Here is a 20521-nt window from a genome sequence, read left to right on the forward strand (position 1 = left end):
AAATTTATGCCGTAGGTATGCCGAGAGACTCTAGGAATCCTGTCAACTGTTTGCCCTCGAGTTTCTTCTGATCGCCTGGTTTCATGTTGCCTAGTTTGATATCCATAATGCGGAATCGTAAGAGTGATTTGACTTCGAAACCAAGTGCCTTGCACATTCGTCTAATCTGGCGGTTCTTGCCTTCGGTTAGGATAATATCAAACGTTTCTTCGTCTACTTTGCGAGTTTTGGCAGGCCTGGTAAAATCACCGGCACCGATACGCATGCCTTCTTTGAGTCCTCGTAGGAGGGAGTTGGTGATTTTCCTATTGACGACCACACGATACTCTTTCTCATGTTTTTTCTTTGGATTTAGGAGTGCGTCAGTGATTCGTCCATCATCAGAGAGAATGATAAGTCCCTCTGAATCTTTATCGAGTCTGCCGACAGGGGAAACACCTTTGGGAAATTTACTGAGATCGATAACACGCTCACCCGGCTGAGGTGCGACAGTAACGAGCCCAAGTGGTTTGTAGTAGGCGATGTAGCTATAGTTTTGTTTGACTGCCTTGTCCCATGATACTTTGTCTTTTTCTTGTACCATTTGGCCAATCTTGGCGCGTTTGCCATTGATGAAAATTTTCCCTTCATCAATTAAAACATCGGCATTACGCCGTGTTGTGACTTGTTTTTCTGCCAGGTAATGGTTGATGCGAATAGGGTAGGTAATCATATGCTTGTATCTCGGAGCGAAAACCCATAGTAGAGTGATGACAGAACAATAATACCCAAGATAATATAAAGAGTTGAAAATGTACCGAATGAAAGTATGCATATGCCAGCAAGCGGCGCAATGATGTAGGCAAGCGGCGACATGTCTCGGAATATGCTGATATAGTTGCTCTCAGCATCATTTACTTTCTTGAAGAAATAGACCTCGGTCATAACTTCTGTTACCGCAGCGCCAACGCGTGTCATAAAGAGTACAATTGCCCATGTCCAAATGTTTGGTTCTATAAAAGCGAGAAGAAAGGTGCTTGCACCTAAGATAACTAAGCCTACCAATAAAAATGATCGTTCGCCAACTTTATCAGCATAGCGTCCGAGTGGATATTGGATAAACACAAACGGCAACAGCATGATCGTAAAAATAAAGCCGATCGTCGTCCAAGAAAAGCCTAAATAATTATGCATATACAGTGGTGTGTAGATAACCATTGTGGCGTAAAAGAATTGCAAGACAAAGTTGATAACGGTGATATTTCTCAAATCAGGATTCTTGCCAATATTGATAAGGGTTTGCAAAAATGAAAAGCGTTTATATGGCGCGTCGTGATAGTTGGTGAGCTTGGTAAGCGTCAAATAAAAGACTATGAAGATAAATGCCATACTGATGCTGTAGAGCAAATGGTACCCACCAGTAGTCAGTAGCATGCCGGCCAATAGTGGTGCAAATATCCACGCACAGTTGATAACAGTAAGATAAATGCCACGCATGACACCGGTATTTTTATTTTTTGAGAAATGCTCAACAAAAATATCAAATGTAAAGACGATCAAATTGTTGCTGATAAGGTAAAACAAAATACCACCGACTTGTCCAGCTTGATTGCCGTGGGTCACCATGAATAGTGCAGTAAAGTTTACTATGAGCAATCCCAAGAGCAGTCGTCTATTGCCGAATGCTCGTAATAATGTAGGCATTTCTGACAGTGCGATCAGTGTCAGCATGGCACTGCCTGCGAAAACATAGCCTAGTATTTTTTCTGAAACAATTCCAGAGAGAAATGTTGAATTTATATATGATGCGAGTGCAACCTGCAGGGCAAAGAAAAAGGTTGTCGTATAAATACTTCTGATCGTGAAGGAGTGTAAATGCTTCATGCAGTAAAGTATAACATTTTAAATACCTAAAATAACAGGGATAACTAATGGACGCTTCGCAGTTTTCTGGTACAAGAACTTGGCAACAGTATCAGTAAGATTGTTTTTTACGAAATCAAAGTTAATCGGGTTCATGCCAGCTGTTTCGTCTTCGACAGTTTTACGTATCAAGTTTCTCGCTTCGTGTAGGAGTTCTTGATTTTCTTTAAGGTAGACGAATCCTCGTGATATGAGGTCAGGGGATTTTTTGAGTTTACCAGTCGCAGCGTTCACCATGACCATAACGATGAACATGCCATCTGCTGCTAGCATTCGTCTATCGCGTATAACAACATCTTGTTCGTCGCCAACTGAGAAACCATCAACCATCATGTTTCCAGATGGCGCTTTCTCTTTGCAGAGAACCATTTTGGTACCATTATCAACTATCTCTATAATCGAGCCGTTATCTGGAACGATTATATGGTTATCTGGCATACCTAGTGATAGCGCCAGCTCTTTGTGTAGCTTAAGCATGTAGTGATTTCCGTGGATAGGAATGAAAAACTTTGGATGAGTTTTAGTGTGAAGCCATTTGATTTCTGGAATATTACCGTGACCTGTTGAATGGATTGAAACTTCACTCGTGCGATAGTGAATAATGCGTACACCTTGTCGAGCGAGGTTATCTTTTAATTTCTGCACTGCGAGCTCGTTGCCTGGAACGATTGAAGCTGATAAGACGATTGTGTCTCCTTTGCCGAGCTTGAAGTTCTTGTGGGTCTTATTTGATGCACGCATGAGTGCTGAAAATTCCTCACCTTGGCCACCGGTTGATAGTATGATAATTCGATCTGGTGGGTAGTTGTCGACTTGCTCGATCGTAATGATCGTGCCTTTTTTAGGGTTCAATAATCCAGCTTGGATTGAGACTTCCATATTTGTTTTCATACTGCGTCCTTCCAAGACAATGTGTTTATTGAGGACTTCTGCAATCTCGACAATTTTTATTAATCGTTCGATATGTGATGCAAAAGCGGCAATAATGAGACGCCCTTTGACGCTCCGGATAATACTCTCGAGTCCTTTGTGAACTTCAGTTTCAGGGATTGCCCAGTCAGGATTTTCAATGTTCGTCGAGTCAGTCATCAAAAGTAGTACTTTAGCTTTATCAAAAATACTGTACTCTTTCTCTTCCCGATCTGATGGAATACCGTTTTGATGTTCAAGTTTGTAATCTCCAGGAGTTACTATCCAACCATGTGGAGTTTCGACAATGATTCCCATTGAATCTGGGACCGTATGAGTAACACCAAAGAAGCGAATTTTTATATTGCCAACAGTAATAACACTATCGTTTTCTACGATATGAGCATCAAGCGGTTTGAAATGTGGGAATTCTGACTGACGCTTTTTGATGAGAAGGATTGATAGATTTCGAGAATATATTGGGGGGTTGCCAATACGATCCATAACAATCGGCACTCCGCCGATGTGATCTAGGTGGCCGTGCGTGATTATCATGGCTCTAATTTTATCTTTTCTCTCTTCGAGATAGGTCGTATTTGGAATAATATAGTCAATACCGGGAGTATCTTCAGTTTTAAATTGCATACCTGCATCAATAACGATAATATCGTTACCAATTTCGATTGCTGTCATGTTCTTGCCGATTTCTTCCACACCTCCAAGTGGCACAATACGAATATTGCCAGGTGCAAGTGGAGGAACTTTTACGGCTGGACGTTTAGAAACACTTGCCTTCGATGGTGGTGGTGTGCCACGTCGTTTTGGTGGGAATTTCGAATAGCGAAATTTCTGTCCACTCGCTGCAGGTCTCGCTGTTCGAAGTGGGTGCGGTGTACTTTTTGTTGGTGCAGTCCGTGCTGGTACTGGCGTATCATTTCTCACCACTTGTGTACGTGGATGATTGCGAAATGCTGGTCTGTCTGGTCGTTGTGGTTTGTCGTTCATAGTTTTTGTATTTATTAATGGGTGAATAGTTTCCAAACTGAATCAGTTGCGAGGTACCACTGGTATACATCTCGAAACCGGTCGCTTGATTCAACTATATGTGCTAATGAGAATCCATTTATTTTTTTATCAACAATGTAAATATATTGTGGTGAATACAAGAAGATTGCGGGTTTATCATTTTTGATTTCAATCTTAAATTTTTCATATAGCTCCTCTCGGGCAGAAGCTTCCAGAGTGCCTTGGGCTTTTTCAAGTGCAGTATCGGTTTTTGTATTTGCATACATAGCAACATTGAGTCCTGGATCATTGCGCTGCGATGAGTGCCAAAATGCAAAAAGGTCACTTTCCGTACTAACAATTTGACCAAAGAGTAACACATCATACTTTCTTGGTCGGATAATTGTTTGATTAAGTGTTCCAATATCAAATATTTTTATTTCAGCACGTGCTCCGATCCGTTCGAAATCTGCTTTAATCATGGCAGCAGTTGCTTTAAGTTCAGGTGCATCACCAGTTGCGATTGAGAAGGAAAGTGGTGTTGTGCCGGTAGTGCTTTTCTTTGATCGATAGCCGTCGTCACCCAAGAGCCAGCCATCTTTTTGTAGAGAAGCAGCTATCGCTTCACTATCAACAGTATGCAGAGGTGGTATTTGCGATGAAAGGGTAATTGGAATAGGACTGTCGATTGCTTGTCCAAATCCTGATAGCACAGTGTCAATTATTGCCTGTTTGTCGATACTATCGTTAAGTGCAGTTACGAGTGTCTTGTCGCTAAAAAGTGGAGCTTGTGCTTGATTAAAAAATAGTCCAAAAATGCGAGGTAAGATGCTTGTTTCGATTCTTCCGCCGTTTTGCATTATCGCTTGCGCTTCAGATGGAGATACAGCTCCAAGTGATGTAATCGTCTTTTCAGCATAGGCGTCTAAGAGCTCACCTTCATTTGGATAGAAATATATTTTTATAGTTGGAATGTAGGGCTTACCAAGTGCAAATTTTTCAAACGATTTGAGTGTTGTTGCTGTTAGGGTGCCATCAGAAGTTACTGATTTTTTTTGAAACATGTACGGACCTGAACCGATCGGAGCAGTATTGTATTTACTAAATATCCAATCAGTAGCCTCGATGCTTTGCCAAATATGCATTGGCAAAATACCTACAGTTGTATTTTCTAAGAAAGAAACAAACGGTTGTTTCAATGTAAATGAAATAGTAGCCTCATCAATCTTCTCGGGTGTTACGCCTTGCCATTCAATTGCATGCTGGCTTTTGATTGATGAGTCTTTTATTTTGTTGATTGTATAAAGTACATCATCGACAGTGACTGTAGTATTGTCGTGGAAAAAGATATCTTTTTTTAATATAAAGGTATACGTTAATCCGTCTGCAGATATGGTGTAGCTCTCAGCAAGGTCAGGGATAAAGGTGCCATCGGCTGATTTTCTCATGAGACCTGAATAGATGAGGGTCGTCATATCTTTATCAGCATCAGAAACTGCGAGTACTGGGTTGATAAATCTAGGCGCTCCAATAATGCCTTCATGTATTGTGCCACCGATTGTTGGTATCTGTACCATGAATTTTTGATTAATTCGGTAAAGAATTGCAATAGTTGCTGTTGCAAGAATAACAATGAGCACTGCAAAAATAGTCCACTCGCGACGGGTCAAATAATATGGTATTTTTTTTAATTCTTGGTTAGTTGGCAAACGAAGCTGTCGTAACGTAGAAAATAATGAAGACATAAAATCAATACTAATAGTATAGTTTCGAGGTTAATATATTGGAAATTAATTCCGTTAGAGTATGATTGCAAGCAGTGACGCAAGTGCAAAAAGTATTGCAGAAACAATACTAGTTATGAAGAGCACTTTTTCTGCGCCTCGTTTTGTATGAAACGTAGCAAAATTATCTGATCCTCCAAGAGCACCAATACCAGCACCTGATTGCTGGAGTAGTATTGAACCGATAAGGATTATTGAGAGAATAATTTGTAGATACGGGAGAAACGTTAGTACCATACTCATGCAAAAGAGTATAGCATAGAATAAATAATAGGCAAGCTACAGTTGCATTAGTGTGATGCCTTGTATAAAATATGACCGCATTATCAGTAATTCACTTAAAGTACATTTATGGCAAAAAAAATTATTCCTTTGGGTGACCGCGTACTCGTCAAGCCATTACGCGATAGTAAAACTAAAACCAAGTCAGGTATTTATCTACCAGAAGCAAATGAAAAAGAACGTCCGGAACAAGGAGAAGTAATTGCTGTAGGGGAAGGAAAAATAAGTGATACTGGTACTCGTATCCCACTTGAGGTCAAAAAAGGTGATACAGTGTTCTTTTCTAAGTATGGTCCAGAAGAAATCAAGGTCGACGACAACGAATATCTTCTCATCAAAGAAGATCAGATTTTAGCAATCATTAAATAAATTTTTAGAAACTATTTTTATCAAGGCCCTCGGATTTCCTCGTAAAACTCGGCCAGACCTTTCAAAAAACAGTTTCTAAAGATTTCTCACAACTATGTCCAAACAAATTTTATTTAGCGCAGATGCAAAGATCGCTTTAAAGCGAGGTATTGATATAGTCGCAGACGCAGTCAAAATAACACTAGGGCCAAGGGGTCGTAATGTTGTCTTCGACAAAGGCTATGGTGCGCCGACAATCACGAATGATGGCGTCTCGATCGCCAAAGAAATCACCCTCGCAGATAAATTCGAAAACATGGGCGCGGAAATTATCAAAGAAGTAGCAAGCAAGACCAATGACATGGCAGGTGATGGCACGACAACATCGGTTATTTTAACTGCTGCGATTATCACGGCAGGGCTCAAACAGACAACTATGGGTGCCAATGGCATGCTGGTGCGTCGCGGTATTGAATCTGCGAGAGAAGAAGTAGTGAAAGCATTACGTCAAATGGCGCATCCCATTAAAAGCGATGCGGAAATTAGACAAGTAGCTACTATTTCAGCTGAATCAGAGGAGCTTGGCAATATTATCGCTGACACGATAAAAAAAGTTGGCAAAGATGGTGTTGTCACTGTTGAAGAATCACAATCCTTTACGGTTGAATCTGAAGTCGTCGAAGGACTCCAATTCGACAAAGGCTATGTGTCGCCGTATATGATCACTGATACTGAACGCATGGAATCAGTTTTCAAAGATGCACTCGTACTCGTCACTGACAAGAAAATTTCTTCAGTCAAAGAAATTTTGCCACTTCTTGAGAAAGTTGCTCAAACAGGCAAGAAAGAACTTGTTATCATTGCTGAAGATGTTGATGGGGAAGCACTCACGACGTTTGTCCTCAATAAACTCCGTGGTGGATTTAATGTCTTGGCTGTCAAAGCACCTGGCTACAGTGATAAAAAGAAAGATATACTCGAAGATATTGCAATCATAACTGGTGCGAAAGTTATCTCTGATGATGTGGGACTTAAACTTGATACAATCGAACTTAACGCACTTGGTCGTGCTAACAAAATTATTGCAACCAAAGATAAGACTATTATCGTCGGTGGTAAAGGTAAAAAGTCAGACCTACAGAAACGAATCGAATCACTGAAAGGGCAAATAAATGCTCTCGATGGTAAATTTTCAAAATATGATCGTGAGAAATTAGAAGAGCGTGTTGCAAAACTTTCTGGTGGTGTGGCAGTGGTGCGTGTTGGAGCAGCCACAGAAACTGAAATGAAATATCTGAAATTAAAGATTGAGGATGCAGTGAACGCTACGAAGGCAGCAATCGAGGAAGGTATTGTGCCAGGTGGAGGTGTTGCACTCGTCAAAGCTTACGAGAAAGTGAATCGTGATCACATTGCATCAAAACAAAAATATACGAGTGAATTTGAAGTCGGTTTCCAAATCGTACTTGACGCATTGATGGCACCGCTCAAACAAATCGCTATTAATGCCGGCAAAGAAGATGGTTCGGTTATCGTTGAGAAAGTTAAAAACGGTAAAGGCAATATGGGATATGATGCCCTCCTCGATGTTATGATTCCCGATATGCTCGCTGCCGGTATCGTTGATCCTGTGAAAGTCACCCGTAGTGGCGTCGAGCATGCAACAAGCGCAGCTGCAATATTTCTCACGACTGATGTAGCAATTGCAGATCTGCCAGAAAAAGAAAAACCGCAGGCTGGCGGCATGCCGGGGATGGGAATGGACTATTGATTAAAAAACACGGGTTATTGACTAAAATCACTCATTTATAGATCAAAAAGTATTAACAAGAAACCGCCTTGGAATCCATAGATTTCAAGGCGGTTTCATATGCTTGACATTGCATTTCGTCTCGTCTATACTATCTCCACTCTTCAGTAAGAAGGGTATCTAACAGATTATGCCTATGAAAAACTAAACTTTTTATTTTGTAAACAAGTAAAGTTCATATATGCGCCTGTTAGACGCTTTTTTCTTTGAAAATTTAAACATCAATGTAATGTGAATTAAAGTCAGTAAGTAAAGTAATCTGAGTCAAGAAAATGTATTTTTTCTTTTGTTTCGTTCTATTTTTTAAGTAGAGTTTGATCCTAGCTCAGGATGAACGCTGGCGGCGTGGATAAGGCATGCAAGTCGAACGAATTTTAATTGTTGAAGTTGAAATGAAGTAGCAATATGGAATTTTGATAGATATTTTTAAAATTAGTGGCGAACGAGGTAGTAACACGTGGGTACTTCCCCCTAAGTCGCGAATAATCCATCGAAAGGTGGACTAATACGCGATATACTTCAGAGTGAAAGATTTTTCGCTTAGGGAAAGGCCTGCGGGATATCAGCTAGTTGGTAGTGTAATAGACTACCAAGGCTATGACGTCTAGGGGAGCTGAGAGGCTGACCCCCACCGATGGGACTGAGACACGGCCCATACACCTACGGGTGGCTGCAGTCAAGAACCTTCCACAATGGACGAAAGTCTGATGGAGCGACGCCGCGTGATTGATGAAGTCCTTCGGGACGTAAAGATCTTTTATGAGGGAAGAAGTTTATTGACGGTACCTCATGAATAAGGGGCTCCTAATCTCGTGCCAGCAGGAGCGGTAATACGAGAGCCCCGAGCGTTATCCGGAATTATTGGGCGTAAAGGGTGCGTCGGTTGTTATATTAGCCTCACTTTAAATCTTCATGCTCAACATGAAGCATGGGCGGGGAACGGTATGACTAGAGGTTGTGAGAGGTGTGCGGAACTCAAGGTGTAGGGGTGAAATCCGTTGATATCTTGGGGAACACCAAATGCGAAGGCAGCACACTGGCACATATCTGACACTCAAGCACGAAAGCGTGGGTAGCGAATGGGATTAGATACCCCAGTAGTCCACGCCCTAAACGATGATCTCTCGGTTTTCGGAGTATCGACCCTCTGAGAGCCTAAGCTAACGCGTTAAGAGATCCGCCTGGGAAATACGGCCGCAAGGCTAAAACTCAAAGGAATAGACGGGGACTCGCACAAGCAGTGGATTATGTGGTTTAATTCGATGGTAAACGAAGAACCTCACCAGGGTTTGACACCTACGTGAAAGCTCTAAGAAACTAGAGCCCTCGCAAGACTAGTAGGCAGGTGTTGCATGGCCGTCGTCAGTTCGTGGTTTGAATTGTTCCCTTAAGTGGGGTAACGAACGCAACCCTCGTCGTGTGTTATATTTGTCACACGAGACCGCCCAGAACAAAGCGCGTGAATGCGCTTCTAGTAGAAAGTGTAAAGTTGAAAGTCAAAAGTGAATTCAGAAATGCATTTACTTTAAACTTTCTACATTCAACTTTTGACTTGAAGTGTACATCGTACGTTTCGTTCTGGGAGGAAGGAGAGGATGACGCCAGGTCAGCATGACCCTTTGATATCCTGGGCTACACACATAATACAATGACGGCTACAACGCGTTGCGACGAGGTAACTCTGAGCTAATCGTTATAAAAGCCGCCTCAGTTCGGATTGAGGTCTGCAACTCGACCTCATGAAGTTGGAATTGCTAGTAATCGCAGGTCAGACATACTGCGGTGAATACGTTCTCGAGTCTTGTACTCACCGCCCGTCAAGTCAAGGGAGCTGGGAATACCCGAAATTTCTACATTAGTAGGACCTAAGGTAAGCTCAGTGACAGGGACTAAGTCGTAACAAGGCACGGGTAGCGGAAGCTGCTCGTGGAATAATTCAATTTGAAACCTTTCATTCGTAAGAATGAGATTAAGGTGTCGGTGTTCTGTGCCTCAATTGAGCACAGAATGGTCTATAAGCTTTATGACCTAAAAAAGTTTTGACATAAGGGGAAAGACCCTAATAGGACGAAACAAAAGAGGACATACTAAGACTTTCACATACTAAGATGAATAAATAACAGAAAAACCACAATAATTATTGTGGTTTTTCTGTGTCTGCATAAAATTGACATTATATTTATTTATGATATTATGAAGAAAAACTAAACGTACATGAAAAACAAACAAATAGTGCTTTCAATTTTTACTTTTGGCCTCATTTTATGTCTGTCAGCATGCGGTATCTTTAACAAAAAGGATGACCCACAGCCGAACATGCCAGTGGTAGAAACACCAGTTGATATTTTTTCAAAATTTCATAGTACATGGAATTCCGAAGAAGAAAACTATCAAAGTACTTACCTGCAGCTTCCAGATGGTAACGACAGTTTGATACGGGTTATTGCTATTACAAATACCGACAATGGATTGGGTGAAAACTTGATTACTATCGATGATGATTTTTTGAATAAGATTGGTCAAGGTATATCAAAAGATTCGGCATTTCCTAAGCCACTACCGGATCCGATCTTCGCCGATCTACAAAACCAATTTCAAAATGTGATGCAAACTTTTCTGGATGATTTTTCCAGCGAAAACATAACTCGAGATAGTGCTCAGAAAAAGCAAATAGCTACGAGTATATCGCAGGCAAACCCAGCAATGGAGGCGCAGTTTGATGCCTGGATTGAGACAAATTTCAAGGTTGGTAATCCAAATCAGCCTCGGTATGAGCTCTATATAGGCAGCGATCCTGTTATTTTGCAGCAAATTGCCATATTGCAAAGAGGCAAATGAGTAAGAATAACGTCATTAAATCCCACCAGAGAAATTCTGGATGGGATTTTTATTTTTTATTATGAAATATTTTTTCCGACACTAAAAGGTGCATCACTGTAAGGCTTATTCAGAACCCTGCTTTACAAAATATTTTTTCATTTTGAAGGGCTAAAATTGCAAGTTATCCACACAGCGCCAAAAATTTTTTTTATGTACAATGAGTATCCAAGGATACATTTTTAGCAGCTAATTTTATAAGTATGGGCAATAAAAAACGACGCATTTCAATACCTTCTGCTGATTTCAAGAAAATCAAAGAGATCCGTAACCGTGAGCATGATGTTATACCATTTGATATAGCTAAAATCCAGGAAGCGCTCCTCAAAGCGTTTACAGTCACCGGTGAGGGAACTGCGTCTGATGCTGAGTATATTGCTAGACTTGTCTTCAAAGAACTTCTTGCTCTTCGAAAAGCTTCAAAAGATAAACATTTTGTCCCAACTGTTGAACTCATCCAAGACCTTGTTGAAGGAGAGCTTATCCGTGAGCAATTTGTTCATACTGCTAAAGCCTATATTCTCTACCGCAATAAACGTGCAGTTCTTCGTCGTGAAGTTGGTCCTGTCCCTGAGAAAGTAAAACAGCTAACCGAAGAATCTAAGAAATACTTTAGAAATCCGCTTGCCGAATTCGTCTATTATCGATCATATGCGAAGTGGATTGAGGCCGAAGGCCGTCGTGAGACTTGGATTGAGACCGTTGATCGCTATATGAATTTTATGCGCGAACACATAGGCACCAAGCTTAAAGAATCTGAATACAATGAAGTCCGAGAAGCAATTTTGAGCCATGATGCGATGCCATCAATGCGCCTCATGCAATTTGCTGATCATGCAGCGAGAAAGACTAATGTCTGCGCTTACAACTGTTCATATATTGCGCCGACATGTTTCCAAGACTTTGGTGAAATTATTTATATATCTATGTGTGGCACTGGTGTTGGATTTTCTGTTGAAAGTAAAAATATTCAAGCGTTACCGCAAATCAAACCCCAATCTGGCAAAAAGCCAAGTAAGTATGTTGTTCCTGATAGTAAAGAAGGCTGGGCAGATGCATTTGTGCTTGGTATGAAGACGTGGTTTGGTGGGGAAGACGTTGAATTTGATTTCTCATTGCTTCGTGGTGCAGGTGCACGACTTCGCACGATGGGTGGCAAGAGTTCTGGTCCAAAGCCACTCCAAGACCTGTTGCAGTTTACTCGTGAACGTATTCTTCGTCGCCAAGGACGTCATCTGACGAACCTCGATGCTCACGATATTATTTGTAAGATTGGTGAGTGTGTCGTTGCTGGGGGCGTACGCCGAAGTGCGCTCATCTCGCTCTCTGATCTCGATGATGAAGCGATTCGTGATGCCAAGAAAGGCCAGTTCTATATCAATGAGCCACAACGCATGCTTGCGAACAATTCTGCCGTCTACGAATCAAAGCCTACAGCAGTCGAATTCATGGATGAATGGATTGCCCTTATGAAAAGTGGCTCTGGCGAGCGAGGATTGTTTAACCGCGGAGCATTACCAAAGCAGATACCTGAACGTCGCATTAAATTCTGGAAAAAGTCTGGCTACATCAATGCTGATGGACGTGTTGTTGGACTCGTGGGAACCAACCCATGTGGAGAAATTATTTTGAAATCAAAACAGTTTTGTAATCTATCAGAAGTTGTTTGCCGGGCGGAAGATACAGAAGAATCTCTCATGAGAAAAGTCCGTGTGGCAACAATTTTAGGTACCTACCAATCAACACTTACGTATTTCCCATACCTATCCAAAGAGTGGAAGAAAAATTGTGAAGATGAAAGACTCTTAGGGGTGTCACTCACAGGTCAATGGGATTCAAAATTTGCTCGTGATCCAAAAATACTTGAAAAGCTCAAAGCTGAAAGTGTGAAGATCAATAAATTATTTGCTAAACGTTTCGACGTCAATGAATCAACCTGCATTACCTGCGTGAAGCCTTCTGGTACGGTGTCCCAGGTCGTTGACTGCGCTTCAGGTATGCATCCACGTCATAGCCCATACTACATCCGCCGAGTTCGCATATCTGCAACCGATGCACTTTTCCAAATGTTGAAAGACCAAGGTGTGCCATATTATCCAGAAGTGGGACAGAGTGTTGAAAATGCGACGACCTATGTTCTCGAATTCCCTGTAAAAGCTCCAGAAGGTGCAATTTGTAAAGACGATATCACCGCGCTCGATCAGCTCGCGCATTGGAAAGTTATCAAGGAGCACTTTACTGAGCACAATCCATCAGTGACGATCTCAGTCGGCGAAGACGAGTGGATCGCTGTTGCACATTGGCTCTATGGCAACTGGGATATGTTAGGAGGGCTTTCATTCTTGCCTCGCTCAAACCACGTTTACCAGCTCGCCCCTTATGAACCAATTAGCAAAGAGAAATACGAAGAACTTAAGCATACCGTTGAAAACATTGATTTCTCAAAAATTGTTACCTACGAACTCGATGATGAGACTGAGGTGAAGAAAGAACTTGCTTGTGTCTCTGGGGTTTGTGAAGTGTAAAGTAAGTAAATAGTAATTAGTAAACAGTAAATAGAAAAAACCGCTGCTCAGATTTGATCGGCGGTTTTTTAAATTTTCTACAATACCCAGGTACCGTTGCCAATTTTTTTTGTTTTCGCAATGTCGAGAATGATATCGTGATATATTGTCTCTTCAGGGAAATATTCTTTGATGAAATTAAAAATCATTCTCCATGCATCACGATCCCCAGCTGCAACATCCTCAATAATTTTTTTTGTTTCCTCTATCCATTCTTCCTGTGCGTCTGGATTACCTCCTATTAGAAAGTTCTCAAGTGCGGTATGAAGGCGAACCTTGTTTATATCATTTGTTTCTGTCAGGTAGGCAATCCATGCATCGATGAATTCTTGCCACGACTTACTAAGTTTTTTCGCCATACATATTGAATTTTTACTCACTCTAATCTCAATTTGGATACTTGTCAAATAAAAAACCACCTCCAAATTAGAAGCGGTTTATAGTGAGTTTGCTTGAATACCTTTTTCCCTTAATTCGTTTAGTAATGCAGTCAAACCTGGCTTATTCGTACCACCTAATTTTAGAAGGTCACTGAAGGATAAATCCAGAAACTCCTGTTTAGTTTTTACATGAGGAATCAAATTTCGGGCATAGTTATTTGCTCGAATTCCTAAGTTTAGACTATCAAGGAAAGTTGTAAAATCTTCTTGGCTGCTTTCTTGGTCGCTATGTATGTTCATTTTTTCTGTCATGGTTTTAGTATAGTATGAGCTTAATTGAAATACTATTGCAGGAGAGTTTTGACAAATGTTAAAGATAGACAGACCAAATGAAGAGAAAGGCAACATACATGAGAAACCAGAATCCTACATGTATCGTTACTTTAATAACTTGTAAAAATCTATCATCATTTCTCGACAGGAATATCAACGTTACGATTCCAAAAATGAAGCATTTATTAGCAATGAAATACATGAGACCGTAGATCAAAAGTTCTTGTGTAAGAGCCTCGGCCATAGCAGAAATAGTAAGGAATAAGTATGCAATTTTTGCCATTGGTAACTTTTCTGTTATTATCGTTTTTTAGTACATTTTGTCAAATAGAAAACCGTCACTTGGAAGTGAACGGCTTTGATTTTTTTTATTTAACTATTATATAAGAGAAAGTCAGATAATTTAGAAGGAAAATATTGGTATCTAAGTCTCAAGGTGCCCTGTCTTTGTATGTTGGGTCTAAGGGATACGCCTTTGATGTCAAATAAAAATCCATCATTTAGCGGATAATAATTCGTTTTCAATATCCCAGTTGCTCCCCTGTGAAATTCATCAACAACTGGTGCTAGAATAGTTATTTTTTGTCCAGCTTCTATTTCTACAGAGAAGTTTTCAGTAACATTACGATCACCCTCCTGTGAAATATCAATTATTATTATGTTGGCAATAATTGACTGTTTTAGTGTGATTTCTCTTCCGAAATACTTGTTATCTATCATGGTTCGTGCTTTTATATAAAATATCATAATATATACGCTTGTCAAGTATTATAAAATCGTGTATACTGTTTCCGTTGTACTGGATAATCGCCACGTGAGATATATATGTATTATGTTTACATATTAAAAGGCCCCAAGCAGTTGTATATAGGATCAACCAATGATTTAAAGCGACGATTTACTGAGCATCAGAATAATGAATCGTTAGCTACAAGAAATCGAGGTCCTTGGACAATTGTGTATTACGAAGCTTCTCGATCTAAAACTGATGCTTTAATAAGAGAGAAGTATTTAAAAACTGCTTGGGGCCGAAGGTATGTTAAAGGTCGTTTAAAGAACGATAAAGTGTAGTACCTATCTATCTCACGTGGAGGAAAGTCCGAACACAGCCCCGTGAGATAAGAGTATCTAAATAATTTCTATACTTTCTGAAGCATTAGATAAATAAAAATGGAAATAGTTTGGAGGTTGTTATCTCACGGGGAGCATAGTAGCGGGTAACGCCCGTCTGGAGTAATCCACGAGGTGCGAGCAGTGACGTCCAATCCGAAAGGAAAGGATATCCCGAGAGTAATCGAGGGATAAATCTTCGTATAAGTTTAGGGCTTGCCCTCTACGAAGTCGAAGGGTGAAACGGCTAAATCCTTACTTCTGTGCAAGGCCGTGCTATGGGTAGGTTACAGGTTGTAGGTTAGAGGGAATAGTAATTCGTGAAATGTATTTACTATAACCTATTCACTATCACCTATAACCTGCCCGTGGAGTGCCGCTTGAGATTGTTGGCAACAACAATCCTAGATAAATGATTATCGCCCCGCACTTGCGGGGTACAGAATTCGGCTTATAGGTACAATACAAAATGAAAAAGCTTCCCGAAAGGGAAGTTTTTTCTGTTATACTTATACTATGTTTATCAACAATTCTCCCTGGCTCAAACAGCTCGCTCGAACTCGACCAGTTGCGAAAGGAAAAATGACTGAACAAACTGATATTGCAATTATTGGAGGAGGAATTGCTGGAGTTACTACTGCTTACTTCACGCTGCTCTTTACAGATAAAAAGGTGACTCTTATTGAAGCAGATAAAATTGCCCATGGGGCAACAGGGCATAATGCCGGCCAGGTAACTAGTTATTTCGAGGCGCCTTTCCAGGACTTTGTAAAAAAATACGGACTTGAATTAGCTGCTCATGCACAGCGTGCCATTGAGTTTGATGCTAGAATTTTGCTCAATGAGATTATCCGCGATGCACAATTACTTACACCAAAGTCAGAATTTGAAGGATATAACGGTCTCGAAACTAAAGAACAAATTCTCATCTCGCTCGAAGATCTTTTTCAAAGAGGTGAAGCAGTAATTGCAACTCGCGCTCTCTTGATTTCAAAAGAGTGGCACGAGCATATCCACTTACCAGAAAAATATAAACCGTACTACAGTATTGTCGATAAAGAAAATATACTCTCGTTACTTGAGACAATTGATGATCGTTATATTGCCTGTTTACCTTTTCTTTCAGGATGCATGAATAGTGCGCTTTTTACTGAAGAGTTGGTAGGTTTTCTCATGAGTACATACAAAGAACGTTTTACCTTACTTGAAGAAACTTTGGTAGAGGATTGCATACTCTCTCAAAACGAGGCGCGACTTAAAAGTGGAACCAATGAAATACATGCTTCACGAGTAGTGCTATGTACTAATGGTTTTGAAAAAATTACGCTTAAAAATCAATCTGGTTCTGACATTGATACTAAATTTCATCATAGTGTCACTGGACTTATAGGTTACATGGCAGGATTCTTAGATGTTCCTGACCAGAAACCTGCTGCGAGTATTTATTCAAAGACTGATTCTGATACTGGGGAAGCATATTATTATGCGACAAGACGTCCCTATGAGCATTTGGGTGGTAAGTATAATATTCTTTCGGTAGGCGGTCCTGAAGAAATGGTTGAAGATACACGAACCTATGATCCAAAAATGCCATATCCAGAAAAGCATCTTGAGTTCATATTTAGTTTTATAAAAAAAACATTTAGTAGAACATACGAACGAAGTGCGTTTTATTTTGCATGGCATGGCCTTATGGGATATACGCCCAACGGTGTACGACTTATTGGCAGTGAGCCATGTAACCCTATTTTAATGTACAACTTAGGTTGTAATGGTGTAGGAATACTCCCATCTATTTATGGGGGTCATAGAATTGCGCGGATTTTGCGTGGTGATACTATCGAACCATCTATTTTTGACCCCCAGGATCAACGATGTCCCACCTAGTTGACTTTTTTAACATAGTTTGCTATACTATCCCTGTGAGTGAATAGCTCCGTCTCAATTTTTAGAGACACAAGTGCATCACAAATCCGCCTTCGGGCGGATTTTGTGTTGCTAAACATGCATATTTTGTCATTTTACCTATGGCTAGTATTTGCTATTACTTCAGAATACAGTATACTTTTTATGCAGTCGTTGTCTGTGTTTACAGCGAGCGGCTGCACTCACATATGCACTTGTGTTGGAGTTAGCACCCGCTCGCTCTAAGCACAGAAAATAAAACACCCCGCACGTGCGGGGTGTTTTATTTTCTGTTACGTACAGATATTAATGTGCTACATTTTTTTTAAAATAAAGAAATTCTAAAAAAATAATTTTATTTTTTTAGATACATTTTACTTTTTAAATTAAAACAATTATTTTTTTATTTTTATTTACAAAAAAGTTATCCACATATTTGCATGAAAAAATATTGTCAGGAAATTTATTCTGTACGATAATAGTAGTAGTAATGCATGGTTGATACAACAAATATTTTTTTGTTGTGGTCGCAATCATCGCAGAAAACTTTACAAGCTTAATTCCACAACTATGGCAACAAAAAAGAAAGCAAAGAAAGCAGCACCAAAGAAAAAGGCTGCAGCTAAAAAGAAGAAGAAATAGTTTTCTTCAAAGTTACAAAACAAAAATCCCCCTATCCAGGGGTTTTTGTTTTGTAATGCTAAATTGCTACTTTTGTGCTATATTCTAAGCCATGACATTCATAAAATCATTATTTGGTAACGCCGATAGCAGATTTTCCAAAAGCGTTGCGCCGACACTCACAAAAATAAATGCTCTAGAAAAAGATATACAGAGCCTCTCTGATGCGGATTTCCCACGCAAGACCAATGAGTTCAAGGAACGTATTCAAAATGGCGAGACATTAGATCATGTGTTGCCTGAGGCGTTCGCCTTAGTACGTGAAGCTGCGAAGCGTTCGCTTGGTCAGCGACACTACGATGTGCAGCTCGAAGGTGGCATTGCGCTTCACCAAGGCAAAATTGCCGAAATGAAAACTGGTGAAGGTAAAACACTTGTTGCAACACTTGCAACCTATTTAAATGCCCTCGAAGGTCGCGGTGTGCACGTCGTCACTGTCAATGACTATCTCGCGCGCCGTGATGCACAGTGGATGGGGCAGATATATTCTTTTTTAGGCATGTCAGTTGGTATTATCAATAGCCAACAAGTATCATATCTCTACGACAGTACTCATACCGCAGATGACAAAGAGCATGATGAGACGAGCTCTTTTAAGGTCATGTATGAATTCCTAAAGCCAGCACCGCGCAAGGCTGCATACCTCGCTGATATTACGTATGGCACGAACAATGAGTTTGGATTTGATTATCTGCGCGACAATTTGGTTGTTTCTAAAGATCAGCTCACCCAGCGTGAACATTATTACGCAATAGTTGATGAAATCGATTCGATTTTGATTGATGAGGCACGAACGCCGCTTATTATTTCTGCTCCTTCAGGAGATTCTGAAAAGCTCTATAGTACATTTGCCGATATTGCAACCAAGCTCTCCGTTGGAGAAGATTACACGGTTGATGAGAAGCACCATTCGATTGCACTAACTGATGCTGGTATTACGAAAGCAGAAAAATTGCTCGGCATAGATAATATTTATACAGAAAAAGGCATTAAATATGTCCATCACCTTGAGACTGCTGTTCGTGCGCGGGCATTGTATATCAAAGACAAGGAATATGTTGTCAAAGATGGTGAAGTTATTATCGTCGATCAATTTACTGGGCGATTGCAACCTGGGCGTAGGTATAGTGAAGGCATCCACCAAGCTGTGGAAGCTAAAGAGGGGGTTACGATCCAGCAAGAAACCAAAGCAGCTGCATCTATAACCTACCAAAATTACTTCCGTCTGTATAAAAAATTATCAGGCATGACTGGTACGGCTAAAACTTCAAGTGAAGAATTCTTCAAGGTGTACGGTCTTGAAGTCATGACTATTCCGACTCATCGGCCGAACAAGCGTATCGATACGCCGGACTTGGTGTATCAAAGTGAAATCGGTAAGTGGCAAGCAATTGCTAAAAAAGTTAAAGAGCTTAACAAAAAAGGGCAGCCAGTACTTATTGGTACGATTTCAATCGAGAAAAATGAAATGCTTTCAGCATATCTTGCCAAAGAAGGTGTGCCGCATACCATACTTAATGCCAAAAACCACGAACGTGAAGGTGAAATCATTTCTCAAGCAGGACGCAAAGGCTCTGTGGTGATCGCTACCAACATGGCTGGTCGTGGGGTTGATATTGCACTCGGTGGTAAGCCTTCAACACCAGAAGAAAATGAAGAAGTAAAAAATCTCGGTGGACTTTTTGTCTTGGGTACGGAACGTCATGAAGCTCGCCGTATTGATAATCAGCTGCGTGGCCGTTCAGGTCGTCAAGGTGACCCAGGTGAAACTGTTTTCTTTGTATCGCTCGAAGATGATCTCATGCGAGTATTTGGCGCAGATAATATCAAGCGCATGATGGGCAAATTTGGTATTCCTGAAGACCAGCCAATACAAAATAAACTCATTTCTCGCGCACTTGAAAGCGCGCAGGCTAAGATCGAAGGATTTCACTTTGATGCCCGCAAGTATACGCTCGAATATGACAACGTTATGAACCATCAGCGTCATGTGATTTATGATCGTCGCCGGGTATTACTGGTTGGTACTTTAGAAGAAATTAAAACCTATATTGATGGATTTATAGCTCAACACGTAGAGCTTGCGGCATTGGCCGAAGAGAAAAAAGTATTACTCTCTGAAGAGACGTATTATGAAACACTTCGCCGGATTATTCTCTATGTTACTGATGCGCTCTGGTCAGAGCATTTGGAAACTATGGAATATACTCGCTCATCGGTAAATTTGCGTGCATATGGTCAGCGTGAACCGCTCATTGAGTATAAAAAAGAAGGCTTGAGGCTTTTCAAGGAACTCGAACAATCATTACTCGAGCAAGTTTATGAACTAACTAAAACGATTGATACTGGGACAACTGTTGCTCCAGAGAATCCTACACCAGCACCGCAATTTACTGTTACAAGCAATCCCGCACAAAATCTTGAGCCGCAAAATGTAGCGAGTAATGTTTCAGAAGGTGGATCAAAAATTGGCCGCAATGATTCTTGTCCATGCGGTAGTGGTAAAAAATGGAAAAAATGTGGCATGCTCAACACTACTGAGCATCAAAAATTACTGGCAGAAAAAAGTAAGTAATAGTATTTCGTACATAAAAAACCGCCCCTGGTATTTGGGGCGGTTTTTGCAAGATA

Annotated in this window: 15 protein-coding genes and 1 rRNA gene; 8 read left to right on the forward strand and 8 right to left on the reverse strand. The window is 40.6% G+C overall.

Translation table 11 applies throughout. The features are described from left to right. Window positions 1-4: 4 nt before the first annotated feature. From IPF86_02720 to secG, 5 genes are read right to left on the reverse strand one after another with little or no spacing between them, the layout of a single operon-like run. Window positions 5-712 (reverse strand): rRNA pseudouridine synthase, encoded by a 708-nt coding sequence (locus tag IPF86_02720; GenBank protein ID QQR49974.1) that lies wholly within the window; start codon window positions 710-712, stop codon window positions 5-7. Next, complete coding sequence (locus tag IPF86_02725; GenBank protein ID QQR49975.1) at window positions 709-1863, reverse strand: MFS transporter; 1155 nt, start codon at window positions 1861-1863, stop codon at window positions 709-711. The genes IPF86_02720 and IPF86_02725 overlap by 4 nt, the downstream gene beginning before the upstream one ends. 18 nt (window positions 1864-1881) lie before the next feature. Further along, on the reverse strand, window positions 1882-3816 hold the full coding sequence (locus tag IPF86_02730) for an RNase J family beta-CASP ribonuclease (protein ID QQR49976.1): 1935 nt from the start codon (window positions 3814-3816) through the stop codon (window positions 1882-1884). Window positions 3817-3830: 14 nt separating this feature from the next. Beyond that, entirely contained in the window at window positions 3831-5561 is a 1731-nt protein-coding gene (locus tag IPF86_02735; protein QQR49977.1) for a hypothetical protein, read from the reverse strand. A gap of 54 nt (window positions 5562-5615) precedes the next feature. Then, the gene (secG, locus tag IPF86_02740; GenBank protein QQR49978.1) at window positions 5616-5837 is read right to left on the reverse strand and encodes a preprotein translocase subunit SecG; all 222 of its coding nucleotides are present in this window, start codon (window positions 5835-5837) and stop codon (window positions 5616-5618) included. 114 nt (window positions 5838-5951) lie between these two features. Between secG and IPF86_02745 the strand changes: the two genes are divergently transcribed. The 5 genes from IPF86_02745 (at window position 5952) to IPF86_02765 (ending at window position 13442) form a co-directional block, all read left to right on the forward strand. After that, window positions 5952-6251 (forward strand): co-chaperone GroES, encoded by a 300-nt coding sequence (locus IPF86_02745; GenBank protein QQR49979.1) that lies wholly within the window; start codon window positions 5952-5954, stop codon window positions 6249-6251. Window positions 6252-6345: 94 nt separating this feature from the next. After that, a complete protein-coding gene (groL, locus tag IPF86_02750; GenBank protein ID QQR49980.1) occupies window positions 6346-8001 on the forward strand; it encodes a chaperonin GroEL in 1656 nt (551 codons plus the stop codon). Window positions 8002-8342: 341 nt separating this feature from the next. Further along, window positions 8343-9982 (forward strand): 16S ribosomal RNA (locus tag IPF86_02755). A gap of 272 nt (window positions 9983-10254) precedes the next feature. Continuing rightward, the gene (locus tag IPF86_02760) at window positions 10255-10878 is read left to right on the forward strand and encodes a hypothetical protein (GenBank protein ID QQR49981.1); all 624 of its coding nucleotides are present in this window, start codon (window positions 10255-10257) and stop codon (window positions 10876-10878) included. A gap of 242 nt (window positions 10879-11120) precedes the next feature. Next, complete coding sequence (locus IPF86_02765; GenBank protein QQR49982.1) at window positions 11121-13442, forward strand: ribonucleoside-triphosphate reductase; 2322 nt, start codon at window positions 11121-11123, stop codon at window positions 13440-13442. A gap of 77 nt (window positions 13443-13519) precedes the next feature. Here IPF86_02765 and IPF86_02770 read toward each other — a convergent pair whose 3' ends face one another. The 3 genes from IPF86_02770 to IPF86_02780 all read right to left on the reverse strand — a co-directional run bounded on the left by IPF86_02770 (window position 13520) and on the right by IPF86_02780 (window position 14914). Further along, window positions 13520-13840, reverse strand: coding sequence for a hypothetical protein (locus IPF86_02770; GenBank protein QQR49983.1), 321 nt, complete (start codon window positions 13838-13840; stop codon window positions 13520-13522). 78 nt (window positions 13841-13918) lie between these two features. Further along, window positions 13919-14173 carry a hypothetical protein gene (locus tag IPF86_02775; protein QQR49984.1) on the reverse strand — a complete coding sequence of 85 codons (255 nt, stop codon included), beginning with the start codon at window positions 14171-14173 and terminating at the stop codon, window positions 13919-13921. Between the two features lie 393 nt (window positions 14174-14566). Beyond that, window positions 14567-14914 carry a hypothetical protein gene (locus IPF86_02780; protein QQR49985.1) on the reverse strand — a complete coding sequence of 116 codons (348 nt, stop codon included), beginning with the start codon at window positions 14912-14914 and terminating at the stop codon, window positions 14567-14569. 105 nt (window positions 14915-15019) lie between these two features. Here IPF86_02780 and IPF86_02785 point away from each other — a divergent pair, with 105 nt between their 5' ends. From IPF86_02785 to secA, 3 genes are all read left to right on the forward strand, one after another. Then, on the forward strand, window positions 15020-15265 hold the full coding sequence (locus tag IPF86_02785) for a GIY-YIG nuclease family protein (GenBank protein QQR49986.1): 246 nt from the start codon (window positions 15020-15022) through the stop codon (window positions 15263-15265). 555 nt (window positions 15266-15820) lie between these two features. Further along, window positions 15821-17191: an FAD-binding oxidoreductase gene (locus tag IPF86_02790; protein ID QQR49987.1), complete on the forward strand. Its 1371-nt coding sequence runs from the start codon at window positions 15821-15823 to the stop codon at window positions 17189-17191. A 751-nt stretch (window positions 17192-17942) separates the two neighbouring features. Next, complete coding sequence (gene secA / locus IPF86_02795; protein QQR49988.1) at window positions 17943-20465, forward strand: preprotein translocase subunit SecA; 2523 nt, start codon at window positions 17943-17945, stop codon at window positions 20463-20465. The last annotated feature ends 56 nt before the right edge of the window (window positions 20466-20521 follow it).

This window comes from Candidatus Nomurabacteria bacterium (assembly GCA_016699085.1).
Classification (GTDB): Bacteria; Patescibacteriota; Minisyncoccia; order Phycocordibacterales; family UBA9973; genus CAZLWF01.

Bases quoted from the DNA above. Each gene is read 5' to 3' on its own strand.
- IPF86_02720 (QQR49974.1), bottom strand. From the start codon at position 712: ATGATTACCTACCCTATTCGCATCAACCATTACCTGGCAGAAAAACAA.
- IPF86_02725 (QQR49975.1), bottom strand. From the start codon at position 1,863: ATGAAGCATTTACACTCCTTCACGATCAGAAGTATTTATACGACAACC.
- IPF86_02730 (QQR49976.1), bottom strand. From the start codon at position 3,816: ATGAACGACAAACCACAACGACCAGACAGACCAGCATTTCGCAATCAT.
- IPF86_02735 (QQR49977.1), bottom strand. From the start codon at position 5,561: ATGTCTTCATTATTTTCTACGTTACGACAGCTTCGTTTGCCAACTAAC.
- secG (QQR49978.1), bottom strand. From the start codon at position 5,837: ATGGTACTAACGTTTCTCCCGTATCTACAAATTATTCTCTCAATAATC.
- IPF86_02745 (QQR49979.1), top strand. From the start codon at position 5,952: ATGGCAAAAAAAATTATTCCTTTGGGTGACCGCGTACTCGTCAAGCCA.
- groL (QQR49980.1), top strand. From the start codon at position 6,346: ATGTCCAAACAAATTTTATTTAGCGCAGATGCAAAGATCGCTTTAAAG.
- IPF86_02760 (QQR49981.1), top strand. From the start codon at position 10,255: ATGAAAAACAAACAAATAGTGCTTTCAATTTTTACTTTTGGCCTCATT.
- IPF86_02765 (QQR49982.1), top strand. From the start codon at position 11,121: ATGGGCAATAAAAAACGACGCATTTCAATACCTTCTGCTGATTTCAAG.
- IPF86_02770 (QQR49983.1), bottom strand. From the start codon at position 13,840: ATGGCGAAAAAACTTAGTAAGTCGTGGCAAGAATTCATCGATGCATGG.
- IPF86_02775 (QQR49984.1), bottom strand. From the start codon at position 14,173: ATGACAGAAAAAATGAACATACATAGCGACCAAGAAAGCAGCCAAGAA.
- IPF86_02780 (QQR49985.1), bottom strand. From the start codon at position 14,914: ATGATAGATAACAAGTATTTCGGAAGAGAAATCACACTAAAACAGTCA.
- IPF86_02785 (QQR49986.1), top strand. From the start codon at position 15,020: ATGTATTATGTTTACATATTAAAAGGCCCCAAGCAGTTGTATATAGGA.
- IPF86_02790 (QQR49987.1), top strand. From the start codon at position 15,821: ATGTTTATCAACAATTCTCCCTGGCTCAAACAGCTCGCTCGAACTCGA.
- secA (QQR49988.1), top strand. From the start codon at position 17,943: ATGACATTCATAAAATCATTATTTGGTAACGCCGATAGCAGATTTTCC.